The 18,773-nt window shown below is 60.3% G+C and carries 17 protein-coding genes and 1 CRISPR repeat array; of the genes, 7 read left to right on the plus strand and 10 right to left on the minus strand.

Annotation, left to right across the window (positions count from 1 at the left end; translation table 11 throughout):
• Positions 1 to 32 precede the first annotated feature (32 nt).
• A complete protein-coding gene (cas3, locus tag ABDK06_RS06875; protein WP_394940225.1) occupies positions 33 to 2,927 on the minus strand; it encodes a CRISPR-associated helicase Cas3' in 2,895 nt (964 codons plus the stop codon).
• 527 nt (positions 2,928 to 3,454) lie between these two features.
• On the opposite strand from cas3, the gene rpmB reads away from it, so the two are divergent.
• From rpmB to ABDK06_RS06900, 5 genes are all read left to right on the plus strand, one after another.
• The gene (gene rpmB, locus ABDK06_RS06880) at positions 3,455 to 3,691 is read left to right on the plus strand and encodes a 50S ribosomal protein L28 (protein ID WP_394940226.1); all 237 of its coding nucleotides are present in this window, start codon (positions 3,455 to 3,457) and stop codon (positions 3,689 to 3,691) included.
• Positions 3,691 to 3,858 (plus strand): 50S ribosomal protein L33, encoded by a 168-nt coding sequence (gene rpmG, locus ABDK06_RS06885; protein WP_003798558.1) that lies wholly within the window; start codon positions 3,691 to 3,693, stop codon positions 3,856 to 3,858. The genes rpmB and rpmG overlap by 1 nt, the downstream gene beginning before the upstream one ends.
• A 3-nt stretch (positions 3,859 to 3,861) precedes the next feature.
• Positions 3,862 to 4,167, plus strand: coding sequence for a 30S ribosomal protein S14 (gene rpsN, locus ABDK06_RS06890; protein ID WP_394940227.1), 306 nt, complete (start codon positions 3,862 to 3,864; stop codon positions 4,165 to 4,167).
• A 156-nt stretch (positions 4,168 to 4,323) separates the two neighbouring features.
• A CRISPR array of direct repeats spans positions 4,324 to 5,512; the repeat unit is 29 nt; unit sequence GTTGTTTCCCTGCGTGCAGGGATGAGCCC.
• A 441-nt stretch (positions 5,513 to 5,953) separates the two neighbouring features.
• The gene (locus ABDK06_RS06895; protein WP_394940228.1) at positions 5,954 to 7,408 is read left to right on the plus strand and encodes a CitMHS family transporter; all 1,455 of its coding nucleotides are present in this window, start codon (positions 5,954 to 5,956) and stop codon (positions 7,406 to 7,408) included.
• Between the two features lie 41 nt (positions 7,409 to 7,449).
• Positions 7,450 to 7,836: a universal stress protein gene (locus tag ABDK06_RS06900; protein ID WP_394940229.1), complete on the plus strand. Its 387-nt coding sequence runs from the start codon at positions 7,450 to 7,452 to the stop codon at positions 7,834 to 7,836.
• Between the two features lie 14 nt (positions 7,837 to 7,850).
• Here the strand turns inward: ABDK06_RS06900 and ABDK06_RS06905 are convergent, their stop codons facing one another.
• On the minus strand, positions 7,851 to 8,318 hold the full coding sequence (locus ABDK06_RS06905) for a MoaF-related domain-containing protein (protein ID WP_394940230.1): 468 nt from the start codon (positions 8,316 to 8,318) through the stop codon (positions 7,851 to 7,853).
• Between the two features lie 160 nt (positions 8,319 to 8,478).
• On the minus strand, positions 8,479 to 9,441 hold the full coding sequence (locus tag ABDK06_RS06910; protein WP_394940231.1) for a nuclear transport factor 2 family protein: 963 nt from the start codon (positions 9,439 to 9,441) through the stop codon (positions 8,479 to 8,481).
• Between the two features lie 86 nt (positions 9,442 to 9,527).
• On the opposite strand from ABDK06_RS06910, the gene ABDK06_RS06915 reads away from it, so the two are divergent.
• Positions 9,528 to 10,445 carry an AraC family transcriptional regulator gene (locus ABDK06_RS06915; RefSeq protein WP_394940232.1) on the plus strand — a complete coding sequence of 306 codons (918 nt, stop codon included), beginning with the start codon at positions 9,528 to 9,530 and terminating at the stop codon, positions 10,443 to 10,445.
• Between the two features lie 69 nt (positions 10,446 to 10,514).
• Complete coding sequence (locus ABDK06_RS06920; RefSeq protein WP_394940233.1) at positions 10,515 to 11,561, plus strand: zinc-dependent alcohol dehydrogenase family protein; 1,047 nt, start codon at positions 10,515 to 10,517, stop codon at positions 11,559 to 11,561.
• Between the two features lie 38 nt (positions 11,562 to 11,599).
• On the opposite strand, the gene ABDK06_RS06925 is transcribed toward ABDK06_RS06920, so the two are convergent.
• The 7 genes from ABDK06_RS06925 to ABDK06_RS06955 all read right to left on the minus strand — a co-directional run bounded on the left by ABDK06_RS06925 (position 11,600) and on the right by ABDK06_RS06955 (position 18,738).
• Entirely contained in the window at positions 11,600 to 12,688 is a 1,089-nt protein-coding gene (locus ABDK06_RS06925; protein WP_394940234.1) for a siderophore-interacting protein, read from the minus strand.
• Positions 12,685 to 13,662, minus strand: a complete 978-nt coding sequence (locus ABDK06_RS06930) for an ABC transporter ATP-binding protein (RefSeq protein ID WP_394940235.1) — start codon at positions 13,660 to 13,662, stop codon at positions 12,685 to 12,687. The genes ABDK06_RS06925 and ABDK06_RS06930 overlap by 4 nt, the downstream gene beginning before the upstream one ends.
• 23 nt (positions 13,663 to 13,685) lie before the next feature.
• Entirely contained in the window at positions 13,686 to 14,759 is a 1,074-nt protein-coding gene (locus ABDK06_RS06935) for a FecCD family ABC transporter permease (protein ID WP_394940813.1), read from the minus strand.
• 5 nt (positions 14,760 to 14,764) lie between these two features.
• On the minus strand, positions 14,765 to 15,856 hold the full coding sequence (locus tag ABDK06_RS06940; RefSeq protein ID WP_394940236.1) for a FecCD family ABC transporter permease: 1,092 nt from the start codon (positions 15,854 to 15,856) through the stop codon (positions 14,765 to 14,767).
• A gap of 90 nt (positions 15,857 to 15,946) precedes the next feature.
• Entirely contained in the window at positions 15,947 to 17,008 is a 1,062-nt protein-coding gene (locus ABDK06_RS06945; RefSeq protein WP_394940237.1) for an iron-siderophore ABC transporter substrate-binding protein, read from the minus strand.
• Positions 17,009 to 17,108: 100 nt separating this feature from the next.
• Positions 17,109 to 17,609 carry a MarR family winged helix-turn-helix transcriptional regulator gene (locus ABDK06_RS06950; RefSeq protein ID WP_394940238.1) on the minus strand — a complete coding sequence of 167 codons (501 nt, stop codon included), beginning with the start codon at positions 17,607 to 17,609 and terminating at the stop codon, positions 17,109 to 17,111.
• A 79-nt stretch (positions 17,610 to 17,688) separates the two neighbouring features.
• On the minus strand, positions 17,689 to 18,738 hold the full coding sequence (locus ABDK06_RS06955) for a glutathione S-transferase family protein (protein WP_394940239.1): 1,050 nt from the start codon (positions 18,736 to 18,738) through the stop codon (positions 17,689 to 17,691).
• Between the last annotated feature and the right edge of the window lie 35 nt (positions 18,739 to 18,773).

Genomic DNA, 18,773 nt, shown 5'->3' on the forward strand with positions numbered 1-18,773 from the left:
CCGTTTCAGGGATCTCTTCAAGGACAAGACTTTCAATCAAGGTTGTTCACATCCAATCCACGGTCTGGAGAGTAACTGAGGGAGTATTCCAAAAGCTCTACCTTGTGCTCGGAATCCAGCACAATGGCCAATTCATCCCGAAGTTCACGGGAGGCTTGCCATTCGGGAAGTTGGATCCGTGTCTGCTTTTCCAACTCGTCAATCAGCTGGTCGATCTTATTGCCGAAGCACATAGTGGCGGGCAGCGTGAGCGAGCAACTCAGAATGATCTTGCTCAGCCAAGGAGGTGGGGCTTGATTGAGCGGCAGCGGAATAGCCGCATGCTTCGCTAGCCAGGGCGGGGTGATCAGATTGCCGACGTCGTCACGGCAGAGCACCAAGACTTCAAGAGTGGGCGAGGAGTCTCGCACCGTGGCCTGCGCTTTGACGGTATCTTTGAGATCGCCAATACTCCGTTGATTCCAGTCAGCAAGGCTTGCGGGCTCAGTGGGAACGTCCCCCAATCGGAAAACTCTGGCTTCTTCTTGTTTACTTTTGACCTCCCTGAGGTAATCTCGCTCAGCTTCGAGCATACTTTCCTGCCAGGCTGGAGCGCCGAGCTGGTCCGGACCATAAACCTCTTGAACGAGTCGTGGGATGTCTTCCGGTATGGTGAGCGTCTTGAGCGAATCCAAAACCACCAAGGTGCGGTAAAGGATGTGCAGATAGTAGACCTTTTGATATTTTTTAGCCGGTTCCGGCAGGGTTGCCGCCCAATCCACACCAGTGAGGATCAATCTCGCTTTGCGGAGTGGCTGTGGCCTTTCTACCTGGTTTAGCCCCCTCTGATGCCGATGTAATCTGCCGGCCCGCTGAAAAATCAGGTCAATGGGCGCAAGATCGCTCACCATGACGTCAAAATCGATATCGAGCGATTGCTCCACCACTTGTGATGCCACCACAATGGCTTTGTGCGGACGCTGTTTTGCTCTGCTCTGCGAGCCGAATTTATCGAGCAGCAGTGCATCTTTAGCGGAACGATCAATTGACAGAAACCGAGAGTGCGCCACAATAATCTCGGTGTCCTCGCCGAAGTGTTGTTGAAGATAATTGGCGGTTTCTTGCACCCGGGCCACCGTGTTGTGAATGACCACGGCACAGCCGCCTTCGACCAGGGCCTCTTGTAACGTTTCTGCCACTGCTTGGGAACTGTCCGCAATCCGTTCTAAGTCGATATTGATACCACGACCGTCGGAATCAATTTTGCGGATCGCTGGCAGCTCACCGTTCCGAGTGTGAGTAATCACCGGATAACCAATATCCTCGGCGAGGAAGTTGTAGCTCTGGCGGATCGCATCCCGTTCCGCCCGGCGGGCTGAGTAGCTGCCCTGAGAACGACGGCGTCCGTCGTCGTAGGCACGGAGCATGGCTTCACGTTGAGCGCCGGGGAGCGTGGCTGAAAGCAAGATGACTGGGACTCCGTAAGCACCAAGCCAGTGCAAGAGCTGGTTGAGGTACACGTTCATATAGGCGGAGTAGGAGTGGACCTCGTCAATAATGACCACTTTTCCGGCCAGGGCCAGATGTCTGAGCATGAGATGTTTGCTACACAGTGCGAGGAAGAGTCCCTGGTCAACGGTGCCGACCATCACATTGGCAAGTGATCCGCGTTTGCTCCCGGTCAGCCATTGGTGCGCGACGACGTCGTCATCGGTGACTTTCCGGCTCCGTGGTTCACTGCCAATTCCTGCTGCGCGCTGGTAGGCGTCCCGGAGCAGTCCCGAGTACTGCGCATTGAGCTGGGATTTTCCGTGACCGAGGAAAAGCGTGCTGCTCGTGGGTAGTGCTTTCAACCATTCGTAGGTTCGGGCGAGCATGGCGTCGCTTGTTGCTTGAGTGGGGAGGGCAATGAAAATGCCACCCGCTTGGGTAGTAGCAGCGAGCACTTCAGCGGCGGCTAAGGCTGCCTCGGTTTTTCCTGATCCCATCGGGGCTTCCAGGATGAACAGCTCTGCGCAGGGGGCTGAGTTGGCGGCGTCGTAAAGTGCTGTTTGCAGGGGGCGAGGGGTCGTTTGAGGGGGCAGGGAAAACCGTTGGCTGAAGTGTTCGGTGAGTTCCATCGGGGGTTTGGAGAGCCGCCAAGGACCCGGAAGTTCAAGTTGCTGCCAGGCATGTTCAAGACGCTCCGCAGTGGTTTCCTCGATTGACTCGCCGGGCCGGGCGTAGGGGAAGAGCTCTTCGTTACTGGCAATCCAGTCCGCGACGATCACCATGCCACTGAGCAGGACTTGCACTGTCTGCGGCAGTTTCGTCTCCCTGAAAAGGGCCAAGTCGCCTTCTTCTAGGTGGAGTTGTTCTGCTCTGCGCAGGAATTCCTGCCGCACTTCGTCCCAGGCACCGCGCCCGAACAGCCGGGCATTCAGCCCGACGTGATCAATGCCCTGTCGTGTGAGCGGGTTGCCGTGGTGGGTGCCAATAATGGAGGCATAGCCTTTGGCTGTGTTCTTCTCAAAGTTATGGGTCGTGCAAAGCCGCTCCGACATCGCCAGGTAGCTCACCAACTCGTGACGTGCCTGACGGCGTTCGTCCGTGCCCCTGAGAGAGAAGTCCATCGTGAAACCACTGCGCTGCATAGTCTCTGCGAGGTCTGGAACTTGGACGGCGAAGGCTGGCGAGGCTTTGCCGACGTCGTGCGTGGAGGCGATCCAGGTATAGAGCCTTTGAGTCACTTCGTAACTTCCGCCGAACGGGGCTGCGATGAGCTTCTTGACGTTCTCGGGCAGCCACTCTTTCCATAACTTGTTTGCTACCGCAGCAGAATCATCGAGGTGCTGATGGAGTGGAAGCCAACCCCGAAGAACACCTGGCTGTTCCGGGTCAACAACACTCTTGGCCCACACTGTCAGTGCTCGGGGGCTTAATGCTGAGTGATGATCTTCTTCGACCACGACGGCTCCTTAGCTGATTCCGTTGAGGTGAGCGTAGCATCGATATACCTCCACGTAAAGAGCTATTATTACTAATCTTAGTATCTTCAAGAGAATGAACATAAGTTTAAATAAATTTATTAATAGAGCCCTGCGGGTATGCAGGGATTTGTTACTGCAACAAAACGACCATAAAGGATCATCCAAGCATCAAGCCAGGAAGCGATGTGCAGCAGTCATAAGCCTAGTGTGATTTGACGCGGAAAGTTTTCTAATGCCCACATTGGACAGCTCAAGGCATCGCAACCACCCTCGCAAATTCGCTTTAATCCCCGTCTTGTCGGTAAACTTGTAAGGCGCTAAGCGGCGTGGAACTCGGGCAATTGCTCCGGTGGCCGAAAAATCGGCAGCCGGTAGTTAGGGGCTCACGTTGCACGGACCCTCTGCTAGCTGATTCTGAAGGTGCTTTCGCACTCCGTGAAACTTCACTCTAGATCGTGCTGGACGTCGCTTTGCGTGGACAAATACACAATCAATGGAGGCAAATCATGGCAGCACACTGCCAAGTGACTGGAGCTGAGCCGGGCTTCGGGCATAGCATTTCGCACTCGCACCGTCGCAATAAGCGTCGGTTCGACCCGAATATTCAGAAGAAGCGTTACTGGGTTCCTTCCCTGCGTCGCAATGTGACGCTGACGCTCTCAGCAAAGGGCATCAAGACCATCGATGTCCGCGGTATTGACGCCGTCGTCGCCGAAATTCTCGCTCGTGGGGTGAAGCTCTAATGGCAAAAGACAAGGACGTACGTCCGATCATCAAGCTGAAGAGCACTGCGGGCACCGGTTACACCTACGTAACCCGCAAAAACCGTCGTAACGACCCAGACCGTTTGGTTCTGAAGAAGTACGATCCCAAGATCCGCCAGCACGTCGAATTCCGAGAGGAGCGCTAAGAGATGGCTAAGAAGTCGAAGATTGCTCGTAACGAGCAGCGCAAGGTCATTGTCGAGCGCTACGCTGAGAAGCGCCTCGAGTTGAAGAAGGCTCTGGTCAATCCGGAGTCCACCGACGAGCAGCGCGAAGCTGCCCGCCTGGGCCTGCAGAAGCTGCCCCGCAACGCTTCCCCGATCCGTCTGCGTAACCGCGACGTCATCGACGGTCGCCCGCGTGGCACCTTCCAGAAGTTCGGCATCTCGCGCGTTCGTTTCCGCGACATGGCGCACCGTGGCGAGCTGCCCGGCATCAAGAAGTCGAGCTGGTAAAAAGCTCTCCAGAAGGGAGCCGTTCACATCCTGTGAGCGGCTCCCTTCCGATTAAGACCTAAAGAAGGCATAGAGACGTATCCACGCTGAGTTAAAGCATCCGCTAAAGTGAATGCAAAACATGCTTACCGGCAGTAAAACCGCAGGTCAAGTAGTGTTGTTTCCCTGCGTGCAGGGATGAGCCCACACCAGCCGTCTCTATGCGTTTCGAAAAGTCGTTGTTTCCCTGCGTGCAGGGATGAGCCCACTCAAACAATGATAAGCGGGCAACTTTTTGGGTTGTTTCCCTGCGTGCAGGGATGAGCCCTTCCGGCGCACTGTCAATGCTGAGGCGGAAACGTTGTTTCCCTGCGTGCAGGGATGAGCCCTGTCTGGATACGTCAGCAACGAACTCGTGCCGGTTGTTTCCCTGCGTGCAGGGATGAGCCCGTCGCCACGGCGAAACCGGCCAGCTACCAGCCGTTGTTTCCCTGCGTGCAGGGATGAGCCCGGTGGAGTTCTCACTGACGCTGATTACGTCAAGTTGTTTCCCTGCGTGCAGGGATGAGCCCTGAGCGCGCTGAGAAGGTGCCAGCATGAGCGCGTTGTTTCCCTGCGTGCAGGGATGAGCCCTGCTTGCTCAGGTTGATGATGTTCTCATCCTGGTTGTTTCCCTGCGAGCAGGGATGAGCCCGCGGCACCGATGACCGTACCGACCCGTTCAACGTTGTTGCCCTGCGTGCAGGGATGCGCCCGCCAGCTGAGCCAGGGGGGCAGGACTGGAGCCAGGTGTTTCCCTGCGGGCAGGGATGAGCCCTCGGCACCGATGACCTTCCCGAGACGGTCAACGTTGTTTCCCGGCGTGCAGGGATGACCCCGGCAACTCGGGCTTGTCTCCACGCGGGGCACCGTTGTGTCCCTGCGTGCAGGGCTGAGCCCCCAGGACCAATGAAAACGGTGCACACCATAGTGTTGTTTCCCTGCGTGCAGGGATGAGCCCACGCCCTTGCGACGACTCCACAAGCGCGCTATGTTGTTTCCCTGCGTGCAGGGATGAGCCCCGCCGCAGCAGCCAGGGCAGAAGAGGCAGACAGTTGTTTCCCTGCGTGCAGGGATGCGCCCAGATCATCCTCGACAAAGCAGCAGCTAGCCGAGTTGTTTCCCTGCGTGCAGGGATGAGCCCGAGCTGGCCGGCCTGAAAGCACTGTACGGGTCGTTGTTTCCCTGCGTGCAGGGATGAGCCCCTAGACATTACGATGGGCGGTTTATTGGAGGTGTTGTTTCCCTGCGTGCAGGGATGAGCCCAGGTCGGCGATGGTCAGCTGCCGAAACTTGATGTTGTTTCCCTGCGTGCAGGGATGAGCCCGACTGACCTTTTCATTACGAGTGAAACGATGAGTTGCTTCCCTACCCGCGATGAAAAGCACTTTCGCCCAACCGCCTTAGCTGACCCCACTGAATCCTGAAGTTGGCTGGGGCCAGGCATTCCAGCCCACCGAATCGCAGGATTCAGTGGGCTCTGGTGCTCCAACAGCGGCACTGAAATGTCTAGTAACCACATAAGCTGAGCACAATGCGCAGAACCCGGTAAACAAGCAGATCGCTGCTTTATCTTCGCAAACCGAATGTGACCCACGACATGTATTAGGGTCTTGAAAGGTCGGCCCGTGTGAAGGCTGGCCAGCCCCGGGAACGGAGAAGCCCTTGCGGCCCAACCGCCCCGGGACTACAGCCCTCCGGGGGCAATAAACACGGGGGCATAGCCACCGCAACACGGACAACGACGTCGCAACCAACGGGAGAAAACGTGCTGGTAGTTCTCGGCTTTCTCATGATCGCTGTTTTCATGGTGCTGATCATGACCAAACGGATGACGCCGGTGCTGGCCCTCATCCTGGTACCCACGGTCTTCGGCCTGTTCGCCGGGGGCCTGCTCTGGGGCGGTGAGGACCACAACCTCGGCGATATGGTGATGAAGTCGATCGGCGGGATGTCCTCCACCGCGGCGCTCCTGATGTTCGCGATCATCTACTTCGGGTTGATGATCGACGTCGGGCTCTTCGACCCCTTGGTGCGCTTCATTCTCAAGGCGCTCGGCAACGACCCGGCCAAGGTGGTACTGGGCACCGCGATCCTGGCCGCAGCCGTCTCACTCGACGGCGATGGCTCCACCACCTTCATCGTCACCACCGCCGCTATGCTGCCGGTCTACCTCCGGCTGGGCATCTCCCCCGTGGTGCTCACCTGCGTTGCCGGACTGGCTAATGGCGCACTCAATATCGTGCCCTGGGGCGGCCCGACGATCCGCGCCGCCTCCGCGCTCAATGTCTCGGCCACGGACATCTTCGTGCCGATGATCCCCTCACTGCTGGCCGGGCTCGCCGTCGCCTTCGTCTTCGCCTGGCTGCTCGGCGTCGGCGAACGCAAGAGGCTGCGCGCACTCGACCCGATTGCCTGGGCACCCGGCGCGGGCGAAACCATCTCCTCCTCAACCGGCCTGGACGCTAAGACCGGCAAGGGCCCGCTGGGTGGCGGTCTCGGCAAGGCCCTCGGCAATGCCGGGCAGCTGGTCAAGGCCAAAGCCGATCCGGCGGATTCCGCGATGGCGGACACCGTATTGGACCCGGGCCGCCCCACACTCCGCCCCAAGCTGATCTGGTTCAACCTCGGCCTGACCGTTTTGATCATGGTGATGCTGGTGCTGGACCTGATTCCGCTGCCCTATGTTTTCATGCTGGGTAGCGCGATCGCCTTGCTGGTGAACTTCCCCAAGGTGCACGATCAGGCCAAGCAATTGATCGCCCATGCGCCTTCGGTGGTCGCCGTGGTCGCCATGGTGATGGCCGCCGGGGTGCTCACCGGGGTGCTCAGCGGCACCGGCATGGTGGACGCCATGTCGCAGTGGCTGGTGAACATCATCCCGCCCTCGCTCGGGCCGTTCACCGCGGTGCTCTGCGGCCTGATCAGCATCCCCGCTACCTTCTTCATGAGCAACGACGCTTTCTACTTCGGCATCCTGCCGGTGCTCAGCAAGACGGCGGAGAACTACGGTATTCAACCGGTGGAGATGGCCCGGGCCTCGATCACCGGGCAGCCCGTGCACCTGCAGAGTCCCTTAGTGCCGGCCATCCTGCTCCTGGTCTCACTGGCCAATGTCGATCTGGGCGATCATCACAAAAAGGTGCTCTGGCGGGCCCTGGTGGTTTCCCTGGTGATGCTCGCCGTCGGCGTCCTGGTCGGAACCATCCCCTTCGGTCGCTGATCCTCCGCATCACCCGCCCTGAACCCTCGAAAGGAATCCAGATGCCCACCATCATCCTGGCTCATGTCAAAGGCGACGACGGCGCAGCCGCCATTAAGGAGGCCGCTCAGCAGGCTCTCTGGCGGAGCGCCCAGGTCATCGCGGTGAGCACGCAAGGGGACGCGAGCGGCACCCCGGTATACTCCTCACCGCAAGCTTTCGATGAGATCTCCACCGAATTGCGAGCCGCTGGGCTGGACTTCGAACTGGTCTCCGCGCGGGACAACTCAGCGGAGCAGATCCTAGAACTCGCCGAGACCCACTCCGCTGAATTGATCGTGCTGGCCACCAGGAAGCGCTCACCCGTGATGAAGCTCTTCCTGGGCTCAATGGCTCAGCAGGTGATCCTGGAGGCTGATTGCCCGGTGCTCACGGTCCGCGGGCGCTGAGCTAGAACCACCTTCTAGCGGCGTAGCTTCAAGGTTCCCTGGTGGGGTTCCACCACGTACTGGCCGGTGGCCGGATCGAGGTAAGTCCAGGTGGAGCTCAGGGTACCGGTGTTGTAGTTCTGCAGATGGCTCACGGTGTAGCCGGTGGCCGGCTCGTACCAGGTGACCAGGAAGAGACCCTTGGCATTCTTCACCACGCTCACCGGAACAGTGGGCGCCTCGCCGCTGCTGAGGTCCAGATAGGTCACCCGTTTCCCGTCCTTGGAGAAAGTCAGGGTACTCGCAGCACCGTTATCGAACTTCACCTCCACCACGCGGCCCGCCAGGCCCTGCGGGACCACCGGCGCCTGCGGCCGGTGCTGGCTAACGACGGCGGCCTGCGGGTTTTGCCCGACGGCGGCTTCCGCAGCGCCGGGCTGCGCAACGACCACGCCGCCGGCGGCGACCACCAGGGCACTCAGGGCTATCGTGAAAATCTTCATCTTTCTCTCCTTTTCGGTGTTCTCTGAACATTTGGCTCTCGGAAGGGCCGGGGCTGATTCGCCAAGGAACGAGTCGGCAGCCCCGACCCCCAATGCCGGGACTGCCTGGTCTGCCAGTGTCATACGAGGTTCATCCTGAGTTTCAGACCAGGGACCGCCGCTACTCGCCGTCGTCCCAGACGGTATGGCCGCTGACGGTTTTTTCGGGATAGTCCTGCACGGCGTCCCAGTGCTCCACAATCTTTCCGTTCGCATCGAGTCGGAAGACATCGATCGATCCCGAGCCAGCCAGGCCCTTGCCCGAGGGCGCGAAGGTCTGGGCCATCACGAAATCGCCTTCGGCAATGAACCTGGGGAATTTCGTCGCTTTCTCTCCGTTCAGCGGGCTCGCTCCGGCGAAAGCGGCCACGAAGGCAGCCCCGCCATCGGCGATGTTCGGGTTGTGCTGCAGGTATTCGGCGCCGACGAAGTCATCCACCGCCTGCTGAGCCTTCGCCTGGTTGAAGGCGAGTTCCAAGAAGCCCTTCACCGTCTCGGTATTGCGTTGCAGGGTTGAAGCGGCCACCTGCTTTATCTCAGTGGGGCCGTCGAACATAGTGCGACCGCTCACGCTCTTCGCCGGAACCTCCTGGATGGCGTCCCAGTGCTCCACAATCTTCCCGTCCGTATCGAAGCGGAAGATATCCATCACAGCCTGCTCGGGGCCCCCGGCCTTGAGGGTCATCGAGCTCTGCATGCCCACCAGATCGCCCTGCGCGAAGACCCGATGCCGCACCGTGGTAAGTTCCGGAGACTGAGCGAGCAGCGCCTCGATTCCTTTGACGAAGCCAGCCGCCCCGTCCGCGATACCCGGATTGTGCTGAAGGTAGCTGGAACCGAGATACTCAGCCGCTGCTTCATCGGGCTTCCGCTGGTCGAAAGCCAACCGGTAGAAATCCTGGGCGAGCTGTTTGTTCTTCTCCGCACGCAGCGTCGCCGGATCCGCCGGATCACTCGGATCAACAGTGACCGGGGATGACGCCGGGGAACCTGATGGCTGCGGCGCAGCGGTGGAGCATCCAGCTAAGGCCAGGACCAGACCGACACTCCAGATCGCTCGGTAAGCGGTCGATGATTTTTGCACAATACCCCTCTAATCTCGATAGCCGTTATCAGCCCTTCGAAGAATTGCCGATCTGCTAGTTTGTGCATTTTTCGGCATGTGATCCAATGATTAATATGCAAATCGGCAAATCTCGGGTGAATATCGGCAATGCTCAGCCCCGAGAAGTCGAGTTCTTCGACAATCCGAATTCAGCTGGCGGGGTGGAGACCCTGGCATTGAGCACGTTGCGTGAACAAGCACCGCCCGGCGAATTCCGTAGCCCGCAAAGGCCGCAGTTCTTCATCCTGCTCTACATCGACTCGGGAGCGCTGGATCAGCTGGTGGATTTCCACCGGATCGAGCTACGGCCCGCCTCACTGCTGCTGATTCATCCGGGACAGCTGGTCCTCTGGGGCGATCTGAACGCCGCGGAAGGGCACTGCGTCTTGTTCAAACCCGATGCGCTGAGCCCGCAGCTCGCTGCTTCGCTGCCTTCTCCTTACGAGAACAATCACTGGAGGCTGGGCAGTGCTCTGGCGCAGGCCTTCAGCTGCCAGTTCGAGTTGTTAGAAAGCTACCCGACCGCACGCCGCGGCGACCAACTCCGTGCGGCGCTGTTGCATCATCAGCTCTCCGCGATGCTATTGCATCTCAACCTGAGTTCCTCGCCGACCGCATCAGATAGTACTCCTGGCTATCAGCATCACAAGCGCTTCCGGGCGACCCTCGAAGCGAATTTCGATCGGCACCGTGACGTCGCCTGGTACGCGAAGGAGCTGGGAGTCTCGCTGCGGACCCTACGAAATGCCTGCCAGGAAGCCACCTCGATGAGCCCGAAGCAGATCATCGATCTGAGAGTGCACTTGGAGGCGAAGCGCTACCTCACGCACTCCGAGGTCTCAGTCCTGGAGCTCTCTCGAATTCTGCATTTCCGCGACGGCTCGAACTTCTCGAGTTTCTTCAAGCAACTCGAGGGACTCTCACCGCGAGATTTTCGTCGTCAACAGCGGCTTTCGGTTCTACTGCGGCAGAACGCTCCCTGACCTCCGGGCGCGGCTTCAGCCAGCGGGAGTAGCATTGCCTGCTGAAGCCCTTTGCGAACAGGAGTTACCATGCTTGCCACGATGATTTACGCCCCACAGGACATCCGCGTCGATGAACGCCCGAAGCCAGAAATCCAGCATCCCTCGGACGCCGTGGTCAGGGTACTGGCGGCCTGCGTGTGCGGTTCAGATCTGTGGCCTTATCGCGGAATCAGGCCCACCGAGGAACCGCACCCGATCGGGCACGAGCTAGTCGGGGTGGTCGAAAAAATCGGATCCGAGGTCCGCACGGTCAAGCCTGGAGACTTCGTGATCTCCCCCTTCTCGATCAGCGATGGCAGCTGCGTGAATTGTCGGAACGGCTGGACCCAGGCCTGTGAGCACGGCGCCAGTTTCGGCGCCACCGATGGCTTCGGCCTGCCGGTCGACGGCGCTCAAGGCCAGTACGTCAGAATGCCCTACGCCGACGGCACGCTGATCGCCACTGAGCAGATGCCCCCGGAGGAATTGATCCCCGATCTGCTCACCCTGGCCGATGTGATGTGCACGGGCCACCATGCAGCAGTGTCAGCGGAGGTCGGCCCCGGTAAGACAGTCGTCGTGGTCGGCGACGGCGCGGTCGGACTCTCAGGCGTGCTGGCAGCCGCGCGTTTAGGCGCTGAGCGGATTGTGATGATGTCCCGGCACGAGGATCGGCAGAAGCTGGCTCTTGAGTTCGGCGCCACCGATATCGTTGCAGAGCGCGGCGAGGAGGGCATCGCCAAGATCAAGGAGCTGCTCGGGGGCCTCGCGGACTGCTCCTTGGAGTGCGTGGGCACCAAAGAGTCGATGGATCAGGCCCTGCGTGTGCTGCGGGCCGGTGGGCATCTGGGCTACGTGGGAGTTCCCGCGGGTGGGCCGGAACTCCCCTTGCGTTACCTCTTCGAAACGAATATTCACGTGGCCGGCGGAATCGCTCCGGCGCACACCTACATTCCCGAATTGCTGCCCGAGATCCTTGACGGCAGCCTGCGGCCGGGACGAGTTTTCGATCTGGAACTGCCGCTCAGCGAAGCAGCGGAAGCCTACCGGGCGATGGACGAACGGCGGGCCATCAAGGTGTTGCTGCGCCCCTAGCAGTTGAGTCACCAGCGGGCCGCGCCACCAGGATGCCCTCAGCTCTCGGCCTTACCTATCCTCCAATACCCCATGAAGGCGACCTGATGCCGGTCCATCCCGACATCGCGCACCAGGTAACGCCGTAGCTCCCGGATCACCGCGGCTTCACCGGCGATCCAGGCGTACAGCTGCGCACAGCCCCGCTCGGCTGGCGCGGCGCCGGCCTGGCCGGCGCCGTCGTCTTCCGGGGTGTCCCAGAGGATCTCCTGATCCACGTCGACATCCTCTAGCTCGACCGGGGCGATATGCGAGCCGGGTAGCACTGCGGCGCGGACCGCAGCGTCAAGCAATGCTCCGTGCTGCACAGCGCCATATTCCACAGCGCCATGTTCCACAGCGCCATGTTCCACAGCGCCATGTTCCCCGATGCCATGCTGACCGGCTCGGGACAACCATTGGATGCTCACGCCGTCCGGGGCTCTGAAGTCCTGGAAGTCTGCGGCGTCAGGCACTTCCAGGATGACAGTTCCGGTCGTCTCCGGGTCGAGGCTTTCCACGATGGCGGCGATGGCCGGGACGGCGGTCTCGTCTCCCACCAGCAGTAGCCGCCGGGAAGCACCCGGCTTGAATTCGATGCCGAGGCAGGGGCCGGCTAAGCCGTTGGGGCCGATCAGCACCATCTTCTCGCCCACCGCGGCCTGCTCGGCCCAGCTCGCCGCAGGACCAGCGGGGCCACCGTTCACCGGAGGATGCAAGACGAAATCCACATCCACTTCGCCGAGCTCCCGGCGGGCTTCCCGCACCGTGTAGGTGCGCATGAATCCGCGGCTGTGCTGATCCATGCGCAGCCAGCTCTGGTACCAGCTCATCCCCGGCAGTTCCATCAGTGCGGCGAAGTCCGGCAGTGGATGGCCCGCGGAGGGGATCATCACCTTGATCCGCAAATCCAGCGTCTGGCCCTCGGCATTGGCCCCGAACTGACGGAGTTGCTCAGCATAAAAGGTGATCCTCTTAAAGTGCGGGCTCAGGCTGCGCACCCTAGCAACCTCCACCTCGAAAGCCATGATCGGCTGAAGCTCCGGAGCTTGACGAATGGCACCGCCCTGAAGTGGCGTTTCCTCAATCTGCTCGGCATTGGCGCTCATGCTTCTGCCCCCTCAGAGCTGACGGCGGCAGAATGATGAGCCGCACAACGGATGGATGACGTTGCTGTGGAAGCGCTAGAGGCCTCGCTTGAAATCTCTTGGTTCAGGCCTGCCGGGCTGTCCGGAAAGGCACTGAGCGTCTTGGAATGCTGCCGCCCTTGCGGCACCACCATGGGCGCGCCAGTGATCGGGTCGGGCACGATCACCGATTCAAGCCCGAAAACCTCCCGAACCAGCTGAGCGGTCAGCACATCACTCGGTTTGCCCTGAGCGGCGATCTGACCGGCTTTCATCGCGATCAGATGATCTCCATAGCGCGCAGCAAGATTCAGTTCGTGAAGCACGATAGCCACGGTGGTGCCACGGTGGCGATTCAATTCAGTGACCAAGTCGAGCACCTCGACCTGGTGGGCCATATCGAGATAGGTGGTCGGTTCATCGAGCAGTAAGAGCGGTGTCTGCTGTGCCAAAGCCATCGCTATCCAGACGCGTTGCCGCTGACCGCCGGAAAGCTCATCGACGTCGCGTTCCGCGAGTTGCAAGGTGTCGGTCGCCGAAAGCGCCTCGGCGACGGCGAGGTCGTCGTCCTTATTCCACTTCCTGAACCAGCCTTGGTGAGGGTAGCGTCCGCGACCGACGAGTTCGGAAACGGTGATCCCATCGGGGGCGGTAGGAGATTGCGGCAAGAGACCGAGTTTACGGGCCACCTGCTTGGCCGACTGCTGATGAATATCCTGACCATCGAGCAATACCGAACCCGTGCTCGGCTTCAACAACCGGGCCAGACCGCGCAAAAGCGTCGATTTACCGCAGGCATTGGCTCCGACGATCATCGTCACCTGCCCGGCGGGGAGTTCCACGCTGAGATCCTTGACCACCGGACGTTCGGTGTAGCCCAGAGAGATTCCGGCCGCACTCAGACTGGGCAGCTCTTCAGCCACTTGAGCAGTGGGCGGATCAGTTTTCCGTGGCATCGACTCTTTTCTCTCCCTCGTCATCAGGCACCGTTCCCTCGTCGGTTACTGCTGATCAGCAGCCACAGCAAAAATGGCGCACCGAGCGCTCCGGTCACTACCCCCACCGGAAGCGCGTTGCCGCCAGGAATCAAATATGCCGCGACATAGTCGGCGGCCAGCACAATGGCTGCTCCCACTAAGGCAGCGGCCAGCAGGGAGAATCTGCCTCCCATTAACCTGCGCGCAATCGGCCCGGACAGGAAGGCCACAAAAGCCACCGGCCCCGCGGCAGCCGTGGCCAGCGAAGCCAGGATCACCCCGACCACGATGAGTCCGGTCCGGGTGCGGCCCACCGGAACCCCCAGGCCCGCAGCCGAATCATCCCCCAGCTGGAGCGCAGCCAAGCGAGAAACCAACAACAGGATGAAAGGCACCAGCAGCATCAGGCCCACGCTCAGCGCACCAACCCGATCCCAATTGGCTGAGTTGAGTGAACCGGTCAGCCAAAGCATCGCCTCCTGGGCGTGATTGGTGTCGGCACGTTGTAAGACGAAGGTCACGAAAGCACTCATGATGGCGGAGACGCCCAGGCCGATCAGGATCAGTTTTCCACCAGAGTTCCGGCCCGCCAAGGCGATCACCAGTAGCGCGATCAGCACGGCGCCAGCCATGGAGACCAGTGAGACCACGGCACCGCCGGCGCCGAAGAAAACGATCGCCGTCACCACGCTGGCACTGGCGCCCTGCGAGATGCCGATGATGTCCGGGCTGGCCAGCGGATTGCGCAAAAGAGTCTGGAAGATACTGCCTGCGGCGCCGAAGGCCAGGCCGACCAGAAGTCCCAGCAAGGCGCGGGGGAACTTGTTCTCCATCACAATGAAGCTCGCCCCCGGAATGCGCTTACCGAAGAGCATGGCGAAGAAATCCGGGATAGTCACGGTAAAACTGCCCAGCAGGATATTGACCGCCAGCAGTCCGAAGACCAGCAGCGCCAAGCAGGCGCAGAGCAGAGCTGTTTTGCCGCGCTGCTTACTACGCAGGGCACGCAGCCTCGCTAAAGGATTCTCCGGAAGAGCTGAATTGGGTTCGGAGGAAACCGGCGGCTGTTGGGTCACCGCACTCAAAGGGTCACCGCCTTGCGCTTGCGGACCAGCCAGATGAAGACCGGAGCACCGATCATCACCGAGATGATCCCGGCAGGAACCTCGCCGGGAAGCAGCACTACCCGCCCCAGCACATCGGCCGCGATCAGCACAATGGGCGCGGTGATCACCGAATACGGCAACAGCCAACGGTAGTCGGTGCCAATCAGCGCTCGCAGCAGGTGCGGCACGATCAATCCGATGAAGCCGATAGGGCCAGCCACAGCGGTTGCCGAGCCGCACAGCAGCACCACGCCGATCGCCGAAATCGACCTGCCCAGCGCTGGATTCTGCCCCAGGCCGCGGGCCAGATCGTCTCCCAGCGCCAGGCCATTGAGCACTCTGCCGGTGCAGAGCAGGATGATCATCCCGAGCAGCATAAAAGGCAGCACCGAGAGGATCTGATCCCAGTTCTTACTCACCAAGGAACCCACTTGCCAATTGCGGAAGGAGGAGAGCGCGTCCTGATTGGTCACCAGCAAACCGTTCAGCAAGGAACCCAGCCCCGCGGTGAGTGCGGCTCCGGCGAGCGCCAATTTGACCGGCGTCGCGCCCTCCCTGCCCAGGCTGGCTACCGCGTAGACCACGACGGCGGCAATCGCCGCGCCGATGAAGGCGAACCAGATATAGCCGCTCACGGTGCCCGCCCCGAAGAACACCACGGCGATGATGACGGCGAGCGCCGCTCCCGCATTGACCCCGAGGATCCCCGGATCGGCCAAGGGATTCCTGGCGACGCCCTGCATTCCTGTACCCGCCAGACCCAGCGAAGCGCCGACCAGCAATCCGGCCACGGTCCGCGGGATCCGTTCGTGCACCACGTCCCAGTCCCCGCCGTCGCTCTGGCTCAGGTGGGCCAGCGCGTCGAGCACGCTGGGTAGCGCGATGAAGCGGGCACCGATCGCCACCGAGGAGAGCAACACCACGACCAGGATCACCACGAGCACCAGCAGCACCAGGGCCTTACGGCTCAGCGGTGTGCGGCTCTGCGGCGGCGCCGAGTGAAGTACCGAGGAGTCCGGGGCGCCCGGTCGCTGAGTCCGGGAATGCGGGGAGGCTGAGATAGTCATCGAGTGAGGTTGTTCTGCAGAGTCCATCCCGAGGCGGCAGGCTGCAAAGCGCCGTGACCTGCCGCCGCCGGGATGACCGCCGTCATGAGTTTATTTCGAGCCTGCGTCAACGGCAGCGGCGAGCTGCGGGACGAATTTATCCAGCACCCAGGGGATGCTCAGCGGTGATGCAGCCGACATGGCGAGGTTGAGAGTCTTGTCCGGATCGGCGACCAGGGCACCCTTTTTGATGGCGGGAACCTGGCTGAGCAGCGGATCCTTGACGATCGCTGCCTTGGCCCCAGCATCCGAGACCCAGCTGACGAAGACATCGGAGTTCAGTTCATTGGCTTTTTCCAGCGACCAGGGCAGGAAGAATTCCTTCGAGTTCTTCTCTGCAGCCTCAATCACGGGAGCTTGCTTGAGGCCCAGGCTGCTGAGGAACTTCGGCCGGTTATCCAAATCGGTGTAGACGCTCACGCCGTCGGCCTTGCCTGGTTCCAGATTGCCGGAGATGAAAGTCTTACCAGCCAGTTGCGGGAATTTTGCGGCCTCGTCTTTGAAGGTCTTATCGGTGTTGTCGATCAGTTCCTTCGCCTCGGCGGTCTTGCCCAGGGCCTGACCGATCAAGGTGGTGGAATCCTGCCAGGAGGTGCCGAAGGCCTTGTCCGGGTAGGCGATCACGGGAGCGATCTTGGAGAGCTTGTCATAGTCCTCCTTGGTCAGCCCCGAATACGCGGCCAGGATGACATCGGGTGTGGTTTTAGCGATCTCGATGGAGTTGACCCCGTCGGCTTCTGAATAGATCTTCGGCGCCTTCTCGCTGCCCAGCGAAGCACCCAGCTTGTTCAGCGCTTCAGCCTTCCACGGCGTCAACCCCTGAGCGTCACCACCCCATTCCACCTTGGGCATGCCGACCGGCACCACGCCGAGGGCGAGAGCGACATCATCGTTCACCCAGGACACGGTAGCCACTCGCTGAGGCTGCTTCTCGATCGTGGTTTCACCAAAGACATGCTTGATGGTCACCGGGAACTGAGCACTGGCGGAACTCGGCGCGGTGGTGTTGTCACCTGAAGCCACGCTTCCGGTGGAGCATGAGCTCAGGGCAAGGGCAGCGACTACGACGGCGGTCCCCAGACCGAGGAGTCGATGGGTGCGAGAGAGTTTCACGGCAAGCTTTCTGTTAGGTAATCCAAACCTAACTAAGGCTAGCGCAGTGCTCCCGAATAGAAAACAAAGATGTGCCCTAATTATTCAAATGTGGCAAAGGTTACTTTTCCTCGATCATGGTGGCCTCATCGCTGAGCGTCCACAGTTTCGGGTTCACACCGAGCAGGACCTTTCGCAGCAGCTTGTCGAGCTGGACCGACTCGGCCGAGCTGAGCTGTTCGAAAACCAGCTGTCGAACATGCGCCACATGATCCGGTGCCACTTCCTGGAGAAGCTCGCGGCCCAGATTGGTGATGCTCGCTGTGGTTACCCGACCATCCTCCTCGTGGGCACTTCGTATCAGAAGCCCGCGCCTTTCAAGCTTGCTCACCACATGGGAAAGCCGGGAAAGCGAAGCCATCGTCCGCGAGGCGAGTTCACTCATCGGCAGCTGCCCGTCGGGCACCTCACTCAATCCGACGAGGACGGTGTAGTCGAACAGAGTGAGCTTTGCTCGACGCAATAAAAGCGAATCGAATTCTCGCGGCAACGTCCAGAAGGTCGAGATGAGAGCCAACCAGGTACGACGCTCTTGGGTGGACAGCCATTCGACTTCATCCATTTCTTGATTCTTAACTTTCCGGCCCTCCAGTTCCACATTCTTCAATGCCACAACCCCCGCTGTTCGTTCTTCTATCAATTCATCCCTCGCTCGCAGTTCGGGAGGGCGGCGTGCCTTGGCCAAAAGGACGACCACCGAGCGCCTCACGACCGTGCACGGTCGTCCAACCGGCCTCATCCGGGCCTTGCGGCACGATCTGTGTGGGGTTCAGATCAGTGTGCACTATGTAGTAGTGCTGCTTGATCTGCTCAAAGTTGACCGTGTCGCCGAAGCCAGGTGTTTGAAATAAATCACGCGCATAGGCCCAGAGCACCGGCATCTCAGTGAGCTTCGAGCGATTGCATTTGAAATGCCCGTGATACACCGCATCGAAGCGAACCAGGGTGGTGAAGAGCCGGATATCCGCTTCGGTAATCGTTTCACCCACGAGATATCGCTGTTTCTCGAGCCGCTCGCTAAGCCAGTCAAGAGCCGCGAAAAGCCGTTGATAGGCTTTATCATAAGCCTGCTGGGAACCCGCAAAACCGCAGCGATAGACCCCGTTGTTCACCTCGGTGAAGATTCGCCGGTTGACCTCATCGATCTCCGCGCGTAACTCCTCAGGGTAGAGCTGTGGGGCTCCTGGTCGATGAAACTCAGACCACTCCGTGCTGAAATCCAAGGTGATCTGCGGAAAATTATTGGTCACTACCCCACCGGAAGGAATGTCCACAATAGCGGGCACCGTGATGCCGCGAGGGTAATCGGGAAAGCGGGCGAAGTAGGCCTGCTGCAAGCGCTCGATACCCAGCACAGGATCCTCGCCACCCGGATCAAGATCAAAAGTCCAACTGCGCGCATCGTGAGTCGGCCCGCAGATTCCCAAGGAAATCACGTCCTCCAAACCGAGCAAACGTCGCACTATGGTCGCGCGATGCGCCCAGGGGCAAGCTCGCGCAACCACCAGCCGATACCGCCCCAGTTCCACTGGCCAACCGGTTTCACCCCGAGCTCCGGGCTCGCCGGCACGGGTGATTCTGTCTTCGATGTAATTGGTATCCCGAGTGAATTCCTCCCCAGCATGCACATAAGCACCCTTAGTACTGTGCTGCGCGTCCGCGGCTGATTGTCTCCACCCCTCGTTTTGCATCCTCTTAGCCTACGTGGCGGCTTCAACCCGCTAGC

It is taken from the genome of Psychromicrobium ferritrahens, from assembly GCF_043789415.1.
Taxonomy (GTDB): domain Bacteria; phylum Actinomycetota; class Actinomycetes; order Actinomycetales; family Micrococcaceae; genus Renibacterium.

What these genes read in the sequence shown, in the direction of transcription:
- rpmB (WP_394940226.1), top strand. Translation starts at nt 3,455, where the DNA reads ATGGCAGCACACTGCCAAGTGACTGGAGCTGAGCCGGGCTTCGGGCAT.
- rpmG (WP_003798558.1), top strand. Translation starts at nt 3,691, where the DNA reads ATGGCAAAAGACAAGGACGTACGTCCGATCATCAAGCTGAAGAGCACT.
- rpsN (WP_394940227.1), top strand. Translation starts at nt 3,862, where the DNA reads ATGGCTAAGAAGTCGAAGATTGCTCGTAACGAGCAGCGCAAGGTCATT.
- ABDK06_RS06900 (WP_394940229.1), top strand. Translation starts at nt 7,450, where the DNA reads ATGCCCACCATCATCCTGGCTCATGTCAAAGGCGACGACGGCGCAGCC.
- ABDK06_RS06905 (WP_394940230.1), bottom strand. Translation starts at nt 8,318, where the DNA reads ATGAAGATTTTCACGATAGCCCTGAGTGCCCTGGTGGTCGCCGCCGGC.
- ABDK06_RS06915 (WP_394940232.1), top strand. Translation starts at nt 9,528, where the DNA reads ATGATTAATATGCAAATCGGCAAATCTCGGGTGAATATCGGCAATGCT.
- ABDK06_RS06920 (WP_394940233.1), top strand. Translation starts at nt 10,515, where the DNA reads ATGCTTGCCACGATGATTTACGCCCCACAGGACATCCGCGTCGATGAA.
- ABDK06_RS06925 (WP_394940234.1), bottom strand. Translation starts at nt 12,688, where the DNA reads ATGAGCGCCAATGCCGAGCAGATTGAGGAAACGCCACTTCAGGGCGGT.
- ABDK06_RS06930 (WP_394940235.1), bottom strand. Translation starts at nt 13,662, where the DNA reads ATGCCACGGAAAACTGATCCGCCCACTGCTCAAGTGGCTGAAGAGCTG.
- ABDK06_RS06940 (WP_394940236.1), bottom strand. Translation starts at nt 15,856, where the DNA reads ATGACTATCTCAGCCTCCCCGCATTCCCGGACTCAGCGACCGGGCGCC.
- ABDK06_RS06950 (WP_394940238.1), bottom strand. Translation starts at nt 17,609, where the DNA reads ATGGATGAAGTCGAATGGCTGTCCACCCAAGAGCGTCGTACCTGGTTG.
- ABDK06_RS06955 (WP_394940239.1), bottom strand. Translation starts at nt 18,738, where the DNA reads ATGCAAAACGAGGGGTGGAGACAATCAGCCGCGGACGCGCAGCACAGT.